We start from the raw sequence: 16,605 nt of genomic DNA on the forward strand, positions 1-16,605 counted from the left end.
AGGTTGATGAAAAAGGAGAGAGGTCCGATGTGGAAAAAGTTTTTATCGAAATTCGGCATTGGCGCTGCCAAAGTGGATCTCGTGCTGCATCGCCCTCATGTGCGCCTTGGTGAAACGTTGGAAGGGGAATTTTTGCTGGAAGGTGGTTCGGTCGCCCAACACATTCGGAACCTAGATGTCGTATTGCAATTGGAGGTGCACGCGGAAGGAAAGGCATATCGCCGAACCGCAGCGGTGATCCCGGTCGCTTCCTCGTTTACGATTCAGCCTGGCGAGCGGAAAGTGCTCCCGTTTTCGTACGCACTGCCGCACCATTTGCCGATCAGCCGCCCCACGGTTCGTTATACGTTCGTCACCCGGCTCGATATTGCCGCTGGGGTGGATGCATATGACCAAGACGCCATTCACATTTTGCCGCCGACGGCCTTGGAGCAAGTGTTTTCCGCTTTGGCCGCCCTGGGATTCCGGGAGAAAGCGACATCCGGAAGCATTACGCCGCATGGCCAGGAATTTGCGTTCTTCCCGACGAGCGAATTTCAAGGGATCGTCCAAGAAGTCGAGTTTTTTGCCCTCGTCGAGGGAGAAGGGGTGCGTTTGTATATGGAGATCGACGTCCGCCACGGCTTTGGCGGGGAACGCGAAATGAAACGGGAGCTGTTGATCACTCATGAACAGCTTCGCGATTCGGCGACGGCAGCCCGTCTGCTTCGAGAAGCCATTGAAGAGGCGGTGCGGGCGGCCGGGGCGTTCGGCCAGCTGAGCGGGCATCCATTGGCAACGCCGCATTCGCCAATCTATAGCCATCCAGTAGGCCATTATCCACCCGTCCATCATTCGCATCATGGCGGACACGGGTGGGCTGGTGCCATTGGTGGGTTTGCGGCCGGGATGCTGGCGGGAATGGTGGCGGAAGAGTTGCTTGACGATGTGATCGATGATGTCGCTGACGGGTTGGACGTGGATGATTGGTTTGATGGCGGCGATGGATTTGATGGGGGAGATTGGCTGTAATGATGATATGGAAGGTGCTTCGCATTTCGCGAAGCGCTTTTTTGCTGATGCGGATGTCTTGTACAACGGTGACCGTTTCTCCTTAGTGGGCATATACAATAAATGGAAAGATAAAACAAGGAGGAAACAAAATGAATGATACGTACGGTCATCGCCATTTGGCTTGGCATGAAACGTTGGAGTTGCATGAACTGATCGCTTTTCAAGCAAACGGGCTCATAAAAATGAAAAAGGCGGTCGGCAAAATCGACTGTCCTGAATTAAAAGGATTGTACCTTGAGACGATTCAAGGGCTGGAAACGAATTTGCGCGAGCTGCTTGCCTTCATTCCGGCGGCACCTATGATGGAAGAAAGCCGCGACCATGATGATGGCGACCGCGCCTTGCACGCTGGCGACTTGCTTGGCTTTTCAAAAACGGCAGTGCGCAATTATGCTGCTGCCATTACCGAGGCGGCGACGCCGGTGCTGCGCAAAACGTTTGTCAAACATCTGCTCAAAGCCATTGACACGCACGAAAAAGCGTTCAACTATATGTATGAACGCAGTTATTATCCAGCGTACGATCTTGTCCAGCTCCTTCACAACGACGTCCGCAACGCGCAAAAAGCGTTGTCGATGGGATATGAACGATAACAGAAACGAGCCGCTCCCGCCAAGTGGAGCGGCCTCTTTCATTGCGGCGGGGAGGAGCGGATGGACCGACGGCGAATACATAAAAGCGGAGAAACAGCTAAGCCTAATGGAGCTAGAAGAGAGGAAAGATCATAAATGAAGGAGGCGTCATCGGTGCGTTACTATATCGTTTTTGATATTGGCGGCACATATGTCAAACATGCCGTCATGAACGAGCATGGCGACTTTTTCGAAAAGGGGCGTTACCGTTCGGAGCGGCATGACTTTCATCAATTTCGCGATGACTTGCTTAACGCCGTCCGCCAGGCGCAGGCGAACTATGAACTTTCCGGCATCGCGATCAGTTCCGCAGGAAGCGTTGACAGCGATCTTGGCATCATCGGCGGAAGCAGCGCATTGCCGTGCATTCACGGCCCAAACTTTAAAGAAGTATTCGGCGGAGCGACGGGCCTGCCGGTGGAACTGGAAAATGACGCGAACTGCGCAGCGCTCGGTGAATTATGGAAAGGAGCGGGGCGGCACTGCCGCGACATCGCCTTTGTCATTGTCGGCACCGGCATTGGCGGGGCGATCGTGAAAGACGGACGCATCCATAAAGGGGCGCATTTGCACGGCGGGGAATTTGGCTATATGTTGATGGATGTCCGCTATGGGAACGGAAGGATCGAATGCAAAACATGGAGCGAACTGGCGGCGACAAGTGCGCTGATCCGGATGGCGGCTGAGGAAAAGGGGATGTCGGAGAGGGAGCTGGACGGAGAAAAAGTATTTGCGTTGGCCGAGAGAGGCGATGAAGCCGCGCAAAAGGCCATTGACCGGTTTTATTTTTCATTGGCCCAAGGGATTTTTAACTTGCAGTACGCATACGACCCGGAAAAAATCATTTTGGGCGGGGCCATTAGCAGCCGCCCCGATTTCGTCGACGAAATCAACAAGCGGCTTTCGGTGTTATTGTCGCTCGTTCCAATTGCCAAAGTCCAGCCAGTGGTGGAGACGTGCCAATTCAAAAACGATGCGAACTTGCTCGGCGCTTTGTATCATTACTTAGAGCGGCGCGGGGAGTTAGGGGAAGCGTCCGGCCCGTCCCATTGACTAGCAACAGGAAGTCGATGATTCTGTCTCGAAAACAAGGTCGCTGCCTAGAAAAAGCGCGGGTAGTACAAGACAAAGATTTGTAGTACAATAGAGCAGGCGCGGCCAAAAGCGGAGTGTTATTCCACCCGCTTGGCCCATATGTATAGAAAGGACGACCCCGCGCAGAAAGGATGGAAGGACATGCACTGGATGGAATTATGGAAGGCGATCATTTTAGGGATGGTCGAAGGGCTGACCGAGTTCGCCCCTGTTTCCTCGACCGGCCATATGATTATTGTCGACGATCTTTGGCTGAAATCCACAGAGTTTTTAGGCAAGTACGCGGCGAATACATTTAAAGTCGTCATTCAGCTCGGCTCGATTTTAGCCGCTGTGGTCGTGTTTAAAGACCGATTTCTCGACTTGCTTGGCGTTCGCGGCCGCCATCCGGGCGGACATCCGCGCCTTAACCTCATTCACGTCATCATTGGCCTGCTGCCGGCTGGGGTGCTCGGCGTCTTGTTTGAAGATTACATCGATGAACATTTGTTTTCGACAAAAACGGTGCTGATCGGCCTTGTGCTCGGCGCGTTGTTGATGATCGCCGCCGACAAATTCGCCAAAAAAGCCGCGCGGACGCAGACGGTCGACCAAATTACGTACAAGCAGGCGTTTTTTGTTGGTTTGATGCAATGTTTATCCTTGTGGCCCGGCTTTTCCCGCTCCGGCTCGACGATCTCTGGCGGGGTGCTTGTCGGCATGAGCCATCGCGCCGCCGCCGATTTCACGTTCATTATGGCTGTTCCGATCATGGCTGGGGCGAGCGGGCTGTCGCTGTTGAAAAACTGGCAATATGTCACCGCCGCCGATATCCCGTTTTTCATCGCCGGTTTTTTTAGCGCCTTTGTCTTCGCCTTGCTCGCGATCCGCTTTTTCCTTGAGCTCATCAACCGCATCCGCCTCGTGCCGTTTGCGGTGTATCGGATCGTGCTGGCCGTTGTCATTTATTTCTTATACTTCTAGTCGTGCCGCCTGGCGGGGTTGTTCCGCCGGGCGGTTTTCTGGTTGGGGGAAGGAAATGGAAAGAGAAAAAATTTGAATAAAAATAACCCGTAGTGCTAGCTGAGTGCTAAGACTGAGCCAGCATCACAATTCCAGTACAACATCATGAAGATATCGATCTCTTGTGCGACCATGTGTTCCGTATCAACCGTTATCGGCTTGAGCCGGTGTAAAGGAGAGAAGGCTCGTTGTGTGGTGATGAAAACAAAACGAGGCGATGCCGAAAAACGGCCGTGGTTGGCCGCATCGGGCATCGCCTGTTTTTACAAACGGGCGGTGTCTTGAATGATTGCAAGCAGCGTTTGCAGCGGATCGCTCGCGCCGGCTTTCTCCATGTTTTTTTGGTAGCGGTCTTTGTTTTCATATAGGCGGTGAATGGCGGCTTGCAGCGATTCGTTCGTTAAATCCTCTTCCATCAGCACTTCCGCATAGCCTGCTTTTTCAAACGAACGAGCGTTTGCAATTTGGTCGCCGCGGCTTGCCGCTTTCGAGAGCGGGATGAGCAGCATCGGCTTGCGCAAGGAGAGCAGTTCGAAAATGGCGTTCGCCCCGGCGCGGGAGACGACGATGTCGGCCAAGGCGAGTAAGTGGGGCAGCTCTTCGTTGACGTATTCGAACTGTTTGTATCCTTTTTGGCCTGCGAGGCTTGGGTCGATGTTTCCTTTGCCGCAAATGTGGATGATGTCAAATTCGGCAAGAAGCGTCGATAGGTTGGCGCGCAAGGCGTCGTTAATTTTTTTCGAGCCTAAGCTGCCGCCCATCGCCAGCAAGACCGGTTTTTTTCCGTCGAACTGGCACATCTTCCTCCCTTGTTCGGCGTTGCCATCCTTCAACTCTTCGCGGACGACGGCGCCGACGTAGACGGCTTTATCGGCATTGACGTATTGCTTCGTTTCCGGGAAGGTGAGGCAGATTTTTGTCGCAAACGGCATAGCGATTTTGTTCGCAAGCCCCGGGGTTAAGTCAGATTCATGGATCACCGACGGCACACCGTTCAGCCAAGCGCCGAGAATGACGGGAACGGAGACGAATCCGCCTTTTGAGAAGACGACGTCCGGTTTTTCTTTTTGGATCAGGCGGTACGCCTGCCAAACGCCTTTCAGCACGTTGAATGGATCTTTAAAGTTTTTCCAGTCAAAATAGCGGCGCAGTTTTCCGGTCGAAACCGAATAGTACGGGACGCCGTCGATGCGGCCGATAATCTCCCGTTCAATCCCTTGATGAGATCCGATGTAAACGATATCCCATCCCAGCTCTTTCAATTTCGGGATGAGGGCGACGTTGACCATCACGTGGCCGGCTGTGCCGCCGCCGGTTAAGATGATTTTTTTTCGCAATGCGGATCACCTGTCTTTTTTTAATCGCTCGTGTATCGTTATGTATTATAGCAGATTCCACCTAGCTTCGGGAGGAAACCAAGCGGTGGCGTTTTTCGTATAGTAAGAAAACTGGACGGTCTGCATGAAATTTTCATGATTTTCTTTTCGATTTCTCATTTGTTTGTTATATGATAAAACATCTGCAGCGTGATGATCTCGAATACAGAAAGTTCATTTTTCTATTTTCAGAGAGAAGAAATATTGGTAAAGTACAATCAAGAGGTGAATGCCATGTGGGTTTGGCTGTTCGTTTGTTTCATTGTGGGAATTGCCATTTATGGCATTGTACCGACGATCATCATTCGCAAAAAGCGGGTGCGTTTGTTTCGGGAGGGGACGGCATCCGATTGTCTGGCGCTGACGTTTGATGACGGCCCCGACCCGTATTATACGCCAAAGTTGCTTGATTTATTAAAGAAATATGGCGTGAAGGCGACGTTTTTCGTTGTCGGCCGCAAAGTCGAGCGCTATCCGGATATTGTGCGGCGGATGGCCGAAGAAGGCCATGAAATTGGGATTCATAATTACCGCCACATCAGCAATTGGCTGTTGCCGCCGATTTGGTTGGATTGGGGGGTGCGCCGCGCCGCTGCGGCGATTGAGCGGGCGACGGGCCAACGCCCGGTGTATTACCGCCCGCCGTGGGGGCATTTTAACGCTTGGACGCCGATCGTGCAAAAGCGGTATACAACGGTGTTATGGTCGCATATTCTTGGCGATTGGAACGAAAAAATTGGTACAATGGAATTGTTCCGCCGCTTGCGTTCGTCCATACGCGGCGGGGCGGTGATTGTGCTTCATGACAATGGGGATGCGTTAGGTGCTGACAAACGCGCGCCAGAGCAAATGTTGTCAGCGCTCGAGCTGCTGTTTAAGGATGAAGCAGCGAAAAAGATGCGTTGGGTGACGATTACGGAACTGAGAAATGTGCAAACTAATACACAAATCTCGGCGATGTAGTGGGGGAGCTATGGATACAAGCGTATGGCTGCCGTATGTTCAATCATATGGCTATGTAATGCTGTTTTTGTTTTTATTTTGCGGCATTGTCGGCATTCCGGCGCCGGAGGAAAGCTTGCTCTTTTTGGTCGGCGTGATGGTTGCCAAGGAGCAGTTGCTGCTTGGACCGTCGCTCGCTTCATGCTGGGGCGGGGCGATGGCCGGCATGGTGACGGCATACGGCGCCGGTCGGTGGTGGGGGGCGCCGTTTGTGCAAAAGTACGGCAAGTGCGTCGGAATTACGGCTGAACGTTGGGAGCGGGCTCGCCGCTGGTTTGGCCGCTATGGGAAATGGGGCATTTTGTTCGGCTGCTATGCTCCCGGGGTGCGGCAAATTTGTCCGTATATGGCGGGAGTGAGCCGGTTTCCGTTCGGGCCGTTTTTGTTGCTTTCGGCGCTTGGAACGGCAGGTTGGGCTGTTCCGTTGACCGCGGCTGGGCTTTGGCTCGGCCAGCGCATCCATATCCCCTTGATTTCTTTTCCGCTTGCCGGTTTGGCGTTGTTTTTGCTTTTTTTGCTTGCGGCATGGGTTGGGCAGCGGAGGCGCAAAAAATCTCTCGAAAGCTAAAGGGTGCGATCGATGATGAAAGTATTGTTTTTGCCGCTGTTTCAAATGAATACGGGACATCATAAAGTAGCCGATACGTTGATGGATTTTTTGCGCCGCCAGTTTCCGGCGGTCGAAAGCAAAAAGATCGATTTTTTGAGCTATTGCAATGAACTGATGGAAAAAATGGTGTCAGAGGCCTACTTGCGCTGGATTCGCTCGCATCCTGCTTCGTACCACCGTGTGTACAAAACGCTGATGTACCAAGAGCTGCCCCGGTTTGAGTTCATTTCGTTTGAGCCATGGCTGCCTTATTTTGAAAGCAAAATGAAAAAGATGGTGGAAGAAGAACAGCCGGATTTAATCGTCTGCACCCATTCGTTTCCGTCGCGCATTTTGCAGCGGCTGAAGCGGAAACGGGTGCTGACGGTTCCAGTTGTCAATGTCTACACCGACTTTTTTATGAACAGCATCTGGGGGAAACGGTTTATTGACTATCATTTTGTTCCCCATCAAGAGGCGAAATGGGAGCTGATCACGAAGTACGGGGTTGACAAAGGACGCATCATCGTCACTGGCATCCCAGTGCACGATGTGTTTATGAATCGGTCGGAAGCGAGACGCAAGCGGCAGCCTGCTCATGTGCTTGTCGCCGGTGGAAACCAAGGGCTCGGCAATATGCTGGCGTTTTTGCGGGCGGCCCGCACGTCAACGTTGTTCCGCTATTCGGTGCTGTGCGGCGCCAATCGCCAGCTGTACGAGGAAATCGCCAGCTGGCAGCTGCCTCATATCCGGCCGCTTCCATACATCGCTGACCCGGAAGAGATGAATCGGCTGTATGAAGAGGCGGATGCCGTCATTACGAAACCAGGCGGGGTGACGGTCAGCGAGTTGCTTCATAAGCGCATTCCGATTTTTACGATCGATTGCTTGCCTGGGCAGGAGCGCATCAATTTGCAATATTTACAGCAAAATGGTCTCATTTATCATTTGGTCGGGCCAGAAAGCGGCGAGCAGCACATGCTTCGCCTGTTGATGGATGACGTGGAGAAAAACCGGCTTTTCCGCCGTGTGTCCGATTATTTTGCCGGCGTGGAAAAAACGGGGCAAGAAGCGCTCGCCGAAGTGGTAGCGGCCATGCCGCAACGCATGGCTTGGCGCGTGTTGCATCCGTAGCGACAGAAGGTGTCCCAAAACGGTCGGGGCACCTTTTCTTATTCCTGTATATACGTGTAAAACAAATGCTGGAAAACGATATGTTGTGCTTTGTTGAAAGAAGAATCACCTTTTTAGACACCCTCACTTTTTTGTTCCTAATCGCTTATGGGGGGTGGCGAAACAACCTGCATCGTACATATAAAATATCAGACCGTTGGGCGCGAAACGTGTTACAATAGGAACGATGGCCAAGGAAAGAGGAGGAACGATGATGAAAACGAAAGTTGGCGTGTTATACGGCGGCAAATCACCGGAGCACCAAGTATCGTTGTCGACGGCGATGGCGGTGATGAACGCCATTGATCCTCATAAATTCGATGTCATTCCGATTTATATTACACCGGAAGGTCAATGGATCAAGGGCGAACAGTTGACCGGACCGATCGAGGAAATCAAGCAGCTGCAATTCACTTCGGCGGCGACCGCCTTGATTCCGGTTTCCTTGAACCAAGTTCCGGCTGCCGATTCGGCTGCGGGAGGAAACGAGGAAACGATCGATGTCATTTTCCCGCTTTTGCATGGGCCGAACGGCGAAGACGGAACGGTGCAAGGGTTGCTTGAGATATTGAACATTCCGTATGTCGGCAACGGGGTGCTTGCTTCCGCGGTCGGCATGGATAAGGTGATGATGAAAAACTTGTTTGCGCAGGCCGGGTTGCGCCAAGCAAAATATATCGCCGTGACGAAGTACGATTGGCAAAAAAGAGGCGAGACGGTGTATGACCGGATCGAACGAGAGCTTGGCTACCCGTGCTTTGTCAAGCCAGCCAACGCCGGTTCGAGCGTCGGCATTTCCAAATGCAAGCAGCGCGGCGATTTAAAAGCCGCATTTATCGAGGCATTTCAGTATGACCGAAAAATTATTATTGAAGAGGCGATTGTCGGCCGCGAAATTGAAATCGGCGTGATCGGAAATGATGAGCCGATTTGTTCGGTCGTTGGCGAAATTGTTCCCAAAAAGGAATTTTACGACTATGAAGCGAAATACGAAGACGGGCAAACCGAATTGATCATCCCAGCGGACGTAACGAAAGAACAGTATGAGACGATCAAACAAATGGCCATTACGGCGTTTCAGGTGCTGGATTTGTCTGGACTTGCGCGCGTCGATTTTTTCCTCGCCGAAGATGGCGCTGTTTATATCAACGAAGTAAACACGATGCCAGGCTTTACGCCATACAGCATGTTCCCGCTTCTTTGGCAGCACAGCGGTGTGCCGTACCCGGAGCTGATTGAACGGCTTATCGCGCTCGCATTGGAACGACATCAAGAAAAGCAGACGATCACGTACACGTTCAAAAAAGAAAAGAGGTGAGAGCCGATGATCAAACGGACAGTGCGGCAAATCGCCGAAATGGCTGACGGACAGTGTTTAAAGCCGGAATGGGAGAATATGGTCGTAAGCGGTGTGTCAACCGACACAAGGACGATCCAAGCCGGCAACTTGTACGTTCCGTTGCGCGGTGCGACCTTTAACGGCCACGATTTCGTGCAAGAAGCGGTGCAAAAAGGAGCCGCCGCCGTACTGTGGGCGGAAAGGGAAGGAACGCCGCCGGAAGGTGTGCCAGTGGTCGTTGTGGATGATACGCTTTTGGCATTGCAGCGGCTCGCCGCCCGCTACCGCGAGCAGCTTGGAATGAAGGTGATCGGCGTCACTGGCAGCAACGGTAAAACGACGACGAAAGATATGATTGCCGCGCTGCTTTCAACCCACTATCGAGTGCAAAAGACCGAAGGGAACTTGAACAATCACATCGGCGTGCCGCTGACGCTTCTTTCGCTTGACGAAGGGACGGAGATGGCCGTTGTCGAAATGGGGATGAGCGGGTTTGGCGAAATCGAGCGGCTGACCATGATCGCCCGTCCGGACGCAGCGGTCATCACGAATATCGGAGAAGCACACTTGCAGGAGCTCGGGTCGCGGGAAGGCATCGCCAAGGCGAAGTTGGAAATTTTGGCGGGTTTGCACCATGATGGTTTATTCGTCTACCACGGCGATGAGCCGCTCTTGACGGAGCGCGTGCCGAAGTTGCCGCTTCCCCGCCATGTCGTGACGTTCGGGGCGGGCGAACAGAACGATTACTATCCGACCGATGTGCGCATTGAAGCGGGAGGAACATCGTTTGTCATCAATGCGCTCCCCGGCCGGACGCTGTTTATGCCGGTATTAGGCAAGCATCATGTGTACAACGCGCTCGCCGCCATTGCGGTCGCCCGCTTTTTCGGCATCGATTGGGAAGGCATTGATGCGTCTCTCTCCCGCCTGCAAGTGACGCGCATGCGTACGGAAGTCGTCAAGACGAAATATGGCTTTACCGTCATTAATGACGCCTACAATGCTAGCCCGACATCGATGCGCGCCGCCTTGACGCTGCTTGGGGAATTAGGCGGCTACCGGCAAAAAATCGCCGTATTGGGCGATATGTTGGAGCTTGGTGACGAAGAAGTGGCGTTTCATCGAGAGATCGGGGAGGTGTTGCGGCCGGGAATGGTGGACTATGTGTTCACTTACGGGCAGCTGGCGCACCATATCGCCGCGGCGGCTGCCCCATTTTTTGATGATGGGCGGGTGAGGGAGTTCGACGATAAAGCAGCGTTGGCCGAGGCCGTGCGTTCCGTCGCGACTTCGGATGACATTGTTTTATTGAAAGCATCGCGCGGCATGAAATTGGAAGAGTTGCTTCGATATTGGGTGTAACATCAAGCAACCCGAGAGAAACTAAAAGCGGCGTCACAGGCGCCGCTTTTCATTCGGGCGGGGGTGGAAATGATGATCGGCTGTTTATGTATTCACGGGTTTACGGGAAGTCCAGAAGAAGTGGCGCCGCTGGCCGATTATTTGCGGGAGCGGACCGATTGGATGATCGAAACGCCGACCTTGCCGGGCCACGGAAGCGAACTGCGGTTGAAAGGAATTACATACGACCAATGGATCGCGGCGGCGGAACAAGCGTTTTTAGCGCTCCATCACCGTTGCAGTGTGGTGTATGTCATTGGGTTTTCAATGGGTGGAGTGATCGCCGTCTACTTGGCGGAAAAATACCCGGTCGCCAAGCTTGTGTTGTTGAGTGCGGCGTTTTATCATTCCCAACCGAGAAGACCCCCACTTCTACGCGTGAGCGGAAGTGGGGGATGAATCGGCATTCGCCATCACTCTCTCTTGCCTTCAACGAACAAAAGGTGTAAAATAGAGGATAGAACAAATGTTCTGTAATGAGGAGGGAAGGTCATGCACAAAGCCTACCGCTTTCGGTTGTATCCCACCCGAACACAAGCGGAGCTCATCCACCAAACGATCGGGTGCTGCCGGTTTGTGTACAATCACTTTTTGTCCGAATGGAATCAGGCGTATGAAACAACAGGGGTGGGGCTTAGCTATAACGAGTGCTCCAAGCGGTTGACTGCGTTGAAGCAAACGCTCCCGTGGCTGAAAGCGCCCGATTCGACCGCCTTGCAAAATGCATTGCAACAGTTGGCCGAGGCGTTTGGCCGATTCTTCGATGGAACGGCGAATGCTCCCCGCTTTAAAAGCAAAAACACCCGAACCAGTCGTACACCGCCCAGTGCAACTGCCCAAAGAAGGGGCGCCCATCGATCGAAGTGGATGGCCATCGGTTGAAACTCCCCAAGCTCGGATGGGTGGCGTTTGCCAAAAGCCGTGAGGTGGAAGGCCGCATTCTTTCGGCTACCATTCGCCGAAATCCAACAGGGAAGTATTTCGTCTCCATCTTGGTGGAAACGGAGATCCCCCATTGCCCCCAACGGACAAGCAAGTGGGCGTCGATTTGGGGTTGAAACATATGGTGGTTCTTTCCACTGGAGAGAAGGTCGAACACCCTCAGTATTGGCGCCGATACGAAGAAAAGCTGGCGTACTGGCAGCGGGTGATGGCTCGCCGGAAGCCGGGCGGTTCGAACTGGCGCAAAGCCCGCTTGAAAGTCGCCAAGCTTCATGAGAAAATCGCCAACTGCCGGAACGATTTCCTGCACAAACTGTCCACCCGCCTCATCCGCGAAAACCAAGTGGTGTGCGTGGAGGACTTGCGTGTGCAGAACATGCAGAAGAATCGCAAGTTGGCCAAACGCATTTCGGATTCCGCGTGGGGACGCTTGCTCCGGATGCTCGAGTATAAAGCGAAATGGTACGGGCGGACGTTGGTTCGTGTCGGCCGCACGTTTCCATCGAGCCAATTGTGCTCGTGCTGCGGGGCCGGCATGTTGAGGTGAAATCGCTCGGCATCCGCGAGTGGGTGTGCCCCACCTGCGGAGCCGAACATGATCGGGACGAGAACGCCGCCCGAAATATTTTGCAGGAAGGGCTTCGTTTGCTGTCTTCGTAAGACAGCTGAACCGTGGGACGCACGGGGATGGCTTGGTGAACAGCCTGCCGTAGGGCGGGGGTTCCCAAGAATCTCCCACCTCGAAGCGCAAGCGTAGGTGGGAGAGCGTTCAATATGTGAACCCAAGGCAATTATGGCGCGACATCCGTGAAATGTTTGCCAACGGCTGGCGCGGAGCGCGGGAGCACCCGCTGTTTCTCCGCTACCGAAGCAAAATGGCGGCGACGCCGTTTTCCGCTGTCAGAGAGTTTCGCAAGCTCGTCCGCCATGTGCGGCCCCGCCTCCCGCATGTTGCGGCGCCTGTGCTCATTGTCCAGGGGGAAAAAGATGGGATCGTGCCGTTAAAAAGCGCCTGCTATTTATATGAACGCATGGGGTCTTCAGAAAAAAAGCTGTTGCTTTTGCCCAATTCGTTCCATCATGTTTGTCATAGCATCGGCCGGCACGTTCTGTTTGCTGAGGTGGAAACATTTTTGCGCGCTGCCCATGCCCATCATTGCAAATCACCGCATAACATGGTATGATAACTGTCAAACCTTTCTCTCGGATAAAGGGACGATTTTTTATAAGGAGTTTGGATAACATTGACGACATTTCAAGAATTAGGATTAAGCCAAGAAGTGATGAAAGCGATCGAGCGGATGGGGTTTGAAGAGACGACTCCGATTCAAGCGAAGACGATTCCGCTCAGTCTGCAAAATAAAGACGTAATCGGTCAAGCGCAAACCGGAACGGGGAAAACGGCGGCGTTTGGCATTCCGATCGTTGAGAAAGTGAATGTGAAAAACAGCGCTGTTCAAGCGCTCGTTGTCGCGCCGACGCGTGAGCTCGCCATCCAAGTATCAGAAGAGCTGTACAAAATCGGCGCCGTCAAGCGCGTGCGCGTCTTGCCGATTTACGGCGGTCAAGATATCGACCGGCAAATCCGCGCTTTGAAAAAGCATCCTCATGTGATCGTCGGCACGCCGGGCCGTATTATCGACCATATCAACCGTGGGACGCTCCGCCTTGAGCATGTGCATACGGTCGTTCTCGATGAGGCGGATGAAATGCTCAATATGGGCTTTATCGAAGATATTGAGGCGATTTTAAGCCATGTGCCGGCCGAGCGGCAGACGTTGCTGTTCTCGGCGACGATGCCGGATCCGATTCGCCGCATTGCCGAGCGCTTCATGAACGAGCCGGAACTTGTCAAAGTGAAGGCAAAGGAAATGACCGTGCCGAACATTCAACAGTACTACTTAGAAGTGCACGAGAAAAAGAAATTTGACATTTTGACGCGGCTTCTTGATATTCAGGCGCCGGAGCTCGCGATCGTGTTCGGCCGCACGAAGCGTCGTGTCGATGAGCTGGCAGAGGCGCTCAACTTGCGAGGCTATGCAGCGGAAGGCATTCATGGCGATTTAAGCCAAGCGAAACGGCTGTCGGTGCTGCGCAAGTTTAAGGAAGGTGCGATTGAAATTTTAGTGGCGACGGATGTTGCGGCGCGCGGCTTGGATATTTCCGGCGTAACGCACGTGTACAACTTTGATATTCCGCAAGACCCGGAAAGCTATGTCCACCGGATTGGGCGCACCGGGCGCGCCGGCAAGACAGGGGTGGCGATGACGTTTGTCACTCCAAGGGAGATCGGCCAGCTTCACCATATTGAGCGGACGACGAAGCGGAAAATGGAGCGGATGAAGCCGCCGACACTTGATGAGGCGCTCGAAGGCCAACAGCGTATCGCTATCGAAAAGCTTCTCAACGTCGTGGAGACCGAAAACCTGTCATTTTACAAACGGGCAGCGGAAGAATTGCTTGAAGAGCACGATTCGGTAACGATTGTCGCTGCCTGCTTGAAAATGTTGACGCGCGAGCCGGATACGACGCCGGTGCAATTGACGGAAGAGCCGCCTTTAGCGGTCAAGCGGGAGAAAAAACGGGGCGGCCGCCCGGACGGCTCAGCCCGCAGCCGGACGAAGAAACGGCGGATTACGGCGCATTAAGCGCCGTTTTTTCATAGCCGAGGCATGTAAAACGACGGCCGCTTGGGGCGGATGGACAAAAAGGGGGCAAGCAGGCCGCCGACGGCGAAGCCAAATAGATGGGCCAATAAATTCCCATGTGGTGTCATGATGCCAATCAGCAAATGAACCGCCATGACCGAAAGCAGCAGCTGGGCGTGGCGGGGGGCGACTAAGTCGCGGCGGAATAGGGCGAGGTAGCTGTACATGCCAAACAAGGCGAAAATGGCGCCCGACGCCCCGACATGGGTGTACAGCGGCGGCAGAAGGAATAAAGTGGCGACATTGGCGCCGATTCCGCCTCCGATATACAGAAACAAAAACTTTCTTTTCCCAAGTGCGCGCTCCAGCCAGGGGCCAAACAGCCATAAGGACAAACTGTTGGCGGCCATATGGTGGAAATCGCGATGCAGCACGATTGGGCTGACAAGCCGCCAGCACTCTCCATGGCGGATCGCGCCGTTCGTCCCGACGGCGTATTGCCAAATGGGTTCAAGCGCTGTCAAGGGAAGAGAAAACAACAGCCATGCGGCGATATGGACCAATAATAAGGCGGCAACGACGGGATAAAGGCGGACAAATGAGCGGACATCGCTTGCATGTTGAAACACGGGTTGGTCTCCCTTCTTCGCGGAAATGGGGCGTTTTTTATAAGCCATCTTATGCGGGTCTCTCATAAAAAATTTGTCCGACCATCAGGGCGGATAGGATAGGTGAGGAAGCAGTGATCGTCGGCATTGGCATTGATATTGTAGAGTTGGAACGGATCCGCTCCCTTCTTGAGCGGAGCCGCAAATTTCCAGAGCGAATTTTGACGCCGCGTGAAAAAGCGCAGTTTGGCGAGTTGCCGCCCGCAAGACAGGCAGAGTTTCTCGCCGGGCGATTTGCGGCTAAAGAAGCGTACGCCAAAGCGCTCGGAACGGGGATCGGGCGGCATCTATCGTTTCAAGACATCGAGATCGTTTCCGATGAGCACGGAAAGCCGAGCATTGCTGCCCGCCGCGATGGCGAGACGGTTCATCTGTCCATTTCCCATAGCCGCGATTACGCCGTCGCCCAAGTCGTCATTGAGCGCCTTGGACCGATGACGCCGGCTGATGCTTGCCATGGCTAGTCTGCATATTCCCGAAAGTTGTCTCATATATTGTAGTGCATGGGTAGAAATCGATATATGAGGCAAAGGGGTTGAAGCGATGGGCAGAAACGTGCTGATGGCGTTGGTCGGCATCATTTTTCTGTTTGCTTTGGCTGGCTGCGGGTCGAAATCGCAGGAAGAGGTGCTGAAGGCGCTTGATGAAAAGGTCGATGAGATGACGGGTTATCAGGCTGAGGCGAAAATGACGTTCCGCACCGGTGAGAAGCCGCAAGTGTATCATGTTGAAGTGTGGCACAAGCAGCCGTCCTACTACCGCGTCAGCTTGAAAAACGCCGACAAAGGACAAAGCCAAATGATTTTGCGCAATGACGAAGGGGTGTTCGTCTTCACGCCGGCGCTCAACAAAACCTTCAAGTTTGTGAGCGATTGGCCGAAAAACAGCAGCCAAGCGTATTTGTACGAATCGCTCGTCAAAGACATTTTGAGCGATTCGAAGGCGAAGTTTAAGGCGACGGACGATTACTATGTGTTTGAGACGAAAACGAACTACCCGAACAGCGAAGTCATTCCAACCCAAGAGATTACACTGCGCAAAAAAGATTTGGCGCCCGTCTCGGTCAAAGTGATGGATACGGACCGGAAAGCGCTGTTGACGGTCGAGTTTTCCAACGTCGAGTTTAACAAAAAGTTTGATGATGACGCGTTTGATACAAAGAAAAACATGACTGGCGCCCGTCTTGAGGTGCCAACGATGGCCGAAGGAAAAGAGCAAGTGATGGCCGTCATGTACCCGAGTCAGCTTCCGAAAGGGGTTCAAGCGCTCGAGGAAAAAGAAGTGAAAGGTGAAAACGGCACGCGCGTCATTATGACATTCGGCGGCAAAAAATCGTTTACGCTCGTGCAAGAAAAAGCGGATGTGCTTCCGGCGACAAGCATGCCAGTTCTTGTCAACGGCGACCCGGTTGATTTAGGATTCACCATTGGCGCCCTCACCGACCGAACGTTGACATGGTGGTACAATGGGGCGGAGTTTACGCTCGCCTCGGACGATTTGACGCCGGAAGAAATGGTGATGGTCGCCAGCTCAGTGCAAGAAAAAGCGGCAAAATGACAGTGCGGTTTTGCAAACAGGCGGCTTTCCGCGTTGAAGCGGAGAAGCTGCTTTTTTCTGTGAAAATCCATAAAACCCGGTCAACTCTGTATATCCTGTGATCAGTTTGGATACACTACAAATGGCCA

Annotated in this window: 15 protein-coding genes and 3 pseudogenes; 16 read left to right on the forward strand and 2 right to left on the reverse strand. The window is 53.3% G+C overall.

All coding sequences use genetic code 11. The features are described 5' to 3' along the window. Nucleotides 1–27: 27 nt before the first annotated feature. The 5 genes from ABS784_RS15180 to ABS784_RS15200 all read left to right on the forward strand — a co-directional run bounded on the left by ABS784_RS15180 (nt 28) and on the right by ABS784_RS15200 (nt 3,743). Nucleotides 28–1,011: a sporulation protein gene (locus ABS784_RS15180; RefSeq protein WP_352513059.1), complete on the forward strand. Its 984-nt coding sequence runs from the start codon at nt 28–30 to the stop codon at nt 1,009–1,011. Then, nucleotides 974–1,150 (forward strand): hypothetical protein, encoded by a 177-nt coding sequence (locus ABS784_RS15185; protein WP_352513061.1) that lies wholly within the window; start codon nt 974–976, stop codon nt 1,148–1,150. The genes ABS784_RS15180 and ABS784_RS15185 overlap by 38 nt, the downstream gene beginning before the upstream one ends. Beyond that, the gene (locus ABS784_RS15190; RefSeq protein ID WP_011229726.1) at nt 1,143–1,646 is read left to right on the forward strand and encodes a spore coat protein; all 504 of its coding nucleotides are present in this window, start codon (nt 1,143–1,145) and stop codon (nt 1,644–1,646) included. Before ABS784_RS15185 ends, ABS784_RS15190 begins: the two co-directional genes overlap by 8 nt. Nucleotides 1,647–1,799: 153 nt before the next feature. Continuing rightward, a complete protein-coding gene (locus ABS784_RS15195; protein ID WP_352513063.1) occupies nt 1,800–2,738 on the forward strand; it encodes an ROK family protein in 939 nt (312 codons plus the stop codon). A gap of 183 nt (nt 2,739–2,921) precedes the next feature. After that, nucleotides 2,922–3,743 carry an undecaprenyl-diphosphate phosphatase gene (locus tag ABS784_RS15200; RefSeq protein ID WP_013144033.1) on the forward strand — a complete coding sequence of 274 codons (822 nt, stop codon included), beginning with the start codon at nt 2,922–2,924 and terminating at the stop codon, nt 3,741–3,743. A gap of 302 nt (nt 3,744–4,045) precedes the next feature. Here the strand turns inward: ABS784_RS15200 and ABS784_RS15205 are convergent, their stop codons facing one another. Beyond that, a complete protein-coding gene (locus ABS784_RS15205) occupies nt 4,046–5,119 on the reverse strand; it encodes an undecaprenyldiphospho-muramoylpentapeptide beta-N-acetylglucosaminyltransferase (RefSeq protein ID WP_023633371.1) in 1,074 nt (357 codons plus the stop codon). A gap of 273 nt (nt 5,120–5,392) precedes the next feature. On the opposite strand from ABS784_RS15205, the gene ABS784_RS15210 reads away from it, so the two are divergent. The 9 genes and pseudogenes from ABS784_RS15210 to cshA all read left to right on the forward strand — a co-directional run bounded on the left by ABS784_RS15210 (nt 5,393) and on the right by cshA (nt 14,252). Beyond that, on the forward strand, nt 5,393–6,121 hold the full coding sequence (locus ABS784_RS15210) for a polysaccharide deacetylase family protein (RefSeq protein ID WP_014194676.1): 729 nt from the start codon (nt 5,393–5,395) through the stop codon (nt 6,119–6,121). 10 nt (nt 6,122–6,131) lie between these two features. Further along, nucleotides 6,132–6,728, forward strand: a complete 597-nt coding sequence (locus tag ABS784_RS15215; protein WP_352513066.1) for a DedA family protein — start codon at nt 6,132–6,134, stop codon at nt 6,726–6,728. A 12-nt stretch (nt 6,729–6,740) separates the two neighbouring features. Then, the gene (locus tag ABS784_RS15220; protein WP_352513068.1) at nt 6,741–7,883 is read left to right on the forward strand and encodes an MGDG synthase family glycosyltransferase; all 1,143 of its coding nucleotides are present in this window, start codon (nt 6,741–6,743) and stop codon (nt 7,881–7,883) included. A 253-nt stretch (nt 7,884–8,136) separates the two neighbouring features. After that, nucleotides 8,137–9,240, forward strand: coding sequence for a D-alanine--D-alanine ligase (locus tag ABS784_RS15225; RefSeq protein WP_011229733.1), 1,104 nt, complete (start codon nt 8,137–8,139; stop codon nt 9,238–9,240). Between the two features lie 6 nt (nt 9,241–9,246). Continuing rightward, nucleotides 9,247–10,623 (forward strand): UDP-N-acetylmuramoyl-tripeptide--D-alanyl-D-alanine ligase, encoded by a 1,377-nt coding sequence (locus tag ABS784_RS15230; protein WP_352513069.1) that lies wholly within the window; start codon nt 9,247–9,249, stop codon nt 10,621–10,623. 72 nt (nt 10,624–10,695) lie between these two features. After that, nucleotides 10,696–11,025: pseudogene (locus ABS784_RS15235) on the forward strand (alpha/beta hydrolase); the annotation flags it as partial. Between the two features lie 129 nt (nt 11,026–11,154). Next, a pseudogene (tnpB, locus tag ABS784_RS15240) lies at nt 11,155–12,264 on the forward strand (IS200/IS605 family element RNA-guided endonuclease TnpB). Between the two features lie 110 nt (nt 12,265–12,374). Next, a pseudogene (locus ABS784_RS15245) lies at nt 12,375–12,788 on the forward strand (alpha/beta hydrolase); the annotation flags it as partial. A 60-nt stretch (nt 12,789–12,848) separates the two neighbouring features. Continuing rightward, a complete protein-coding gene (gene cshA, locus ABS784_RS15250; protein ID WP_014194681.1) occupies nt 12,849–14,252 on the forward strand; it encodes a degradosome RNA helicase CshA in 1,404 nt (467 codons plus the stop codon). An 11-nt stretch (nt 14,253–14,263) separates the two neighbouring features. Here the strand turns inward: cshA and ABS784_RS15255 are convergent, their stop codons facing one another. Then, nucleotides 14,264–14,881: a rhomboid family intramembrane serine protease gene (locus ABS784_RS15255; RefSeq protein ID WP_014194682.1), complete on the reverse strand. Its 618-nt coding sequence runs from the start codon at nt 14,879–14,881 to the stop codon at nt 14,264–14,266. Between the two features lie 113 nt (nt 14,882–14,994). Between ABS784_RS15255 and acpS the strand changes: the two genes are divergently transcribed. Continuing rightward, a complete protein-coding gene (gene acpS / locus ABS784_RS15260) occupies nt 14,995–15,384 on the forward strand; it encodes a holo-ACP synthase (RefSeq protein WP_011229738.1) in 390 nt (129 codons plus the stop codon). A gap of 79 nt (nt 15,385–15,463) precedes the next feature. Beyond that, nucleotides 15,464–16,477 (forward strand): LolA family protein, encoded by a 1,014-nt coding sequence (locus tag ABS784_RS15265; protein ID WP_014194683.1) that lies wholly within the window; start codon nt 15,464–15,466, stop codon nt 16,475–16,477. Nucleotides 16,478–16,605: the final 128 nt, after the last annotated feature.

Origin of the sequence: Geobacillus sp. G4 (genome assembly GCF_040327975.1) — a bacterium.
GTDB lineage: Bacteria > Bacillota > Bacilli > Bacillales > Anoxybacillaceae > Geobacillus > Geobacillus thermoleovorans.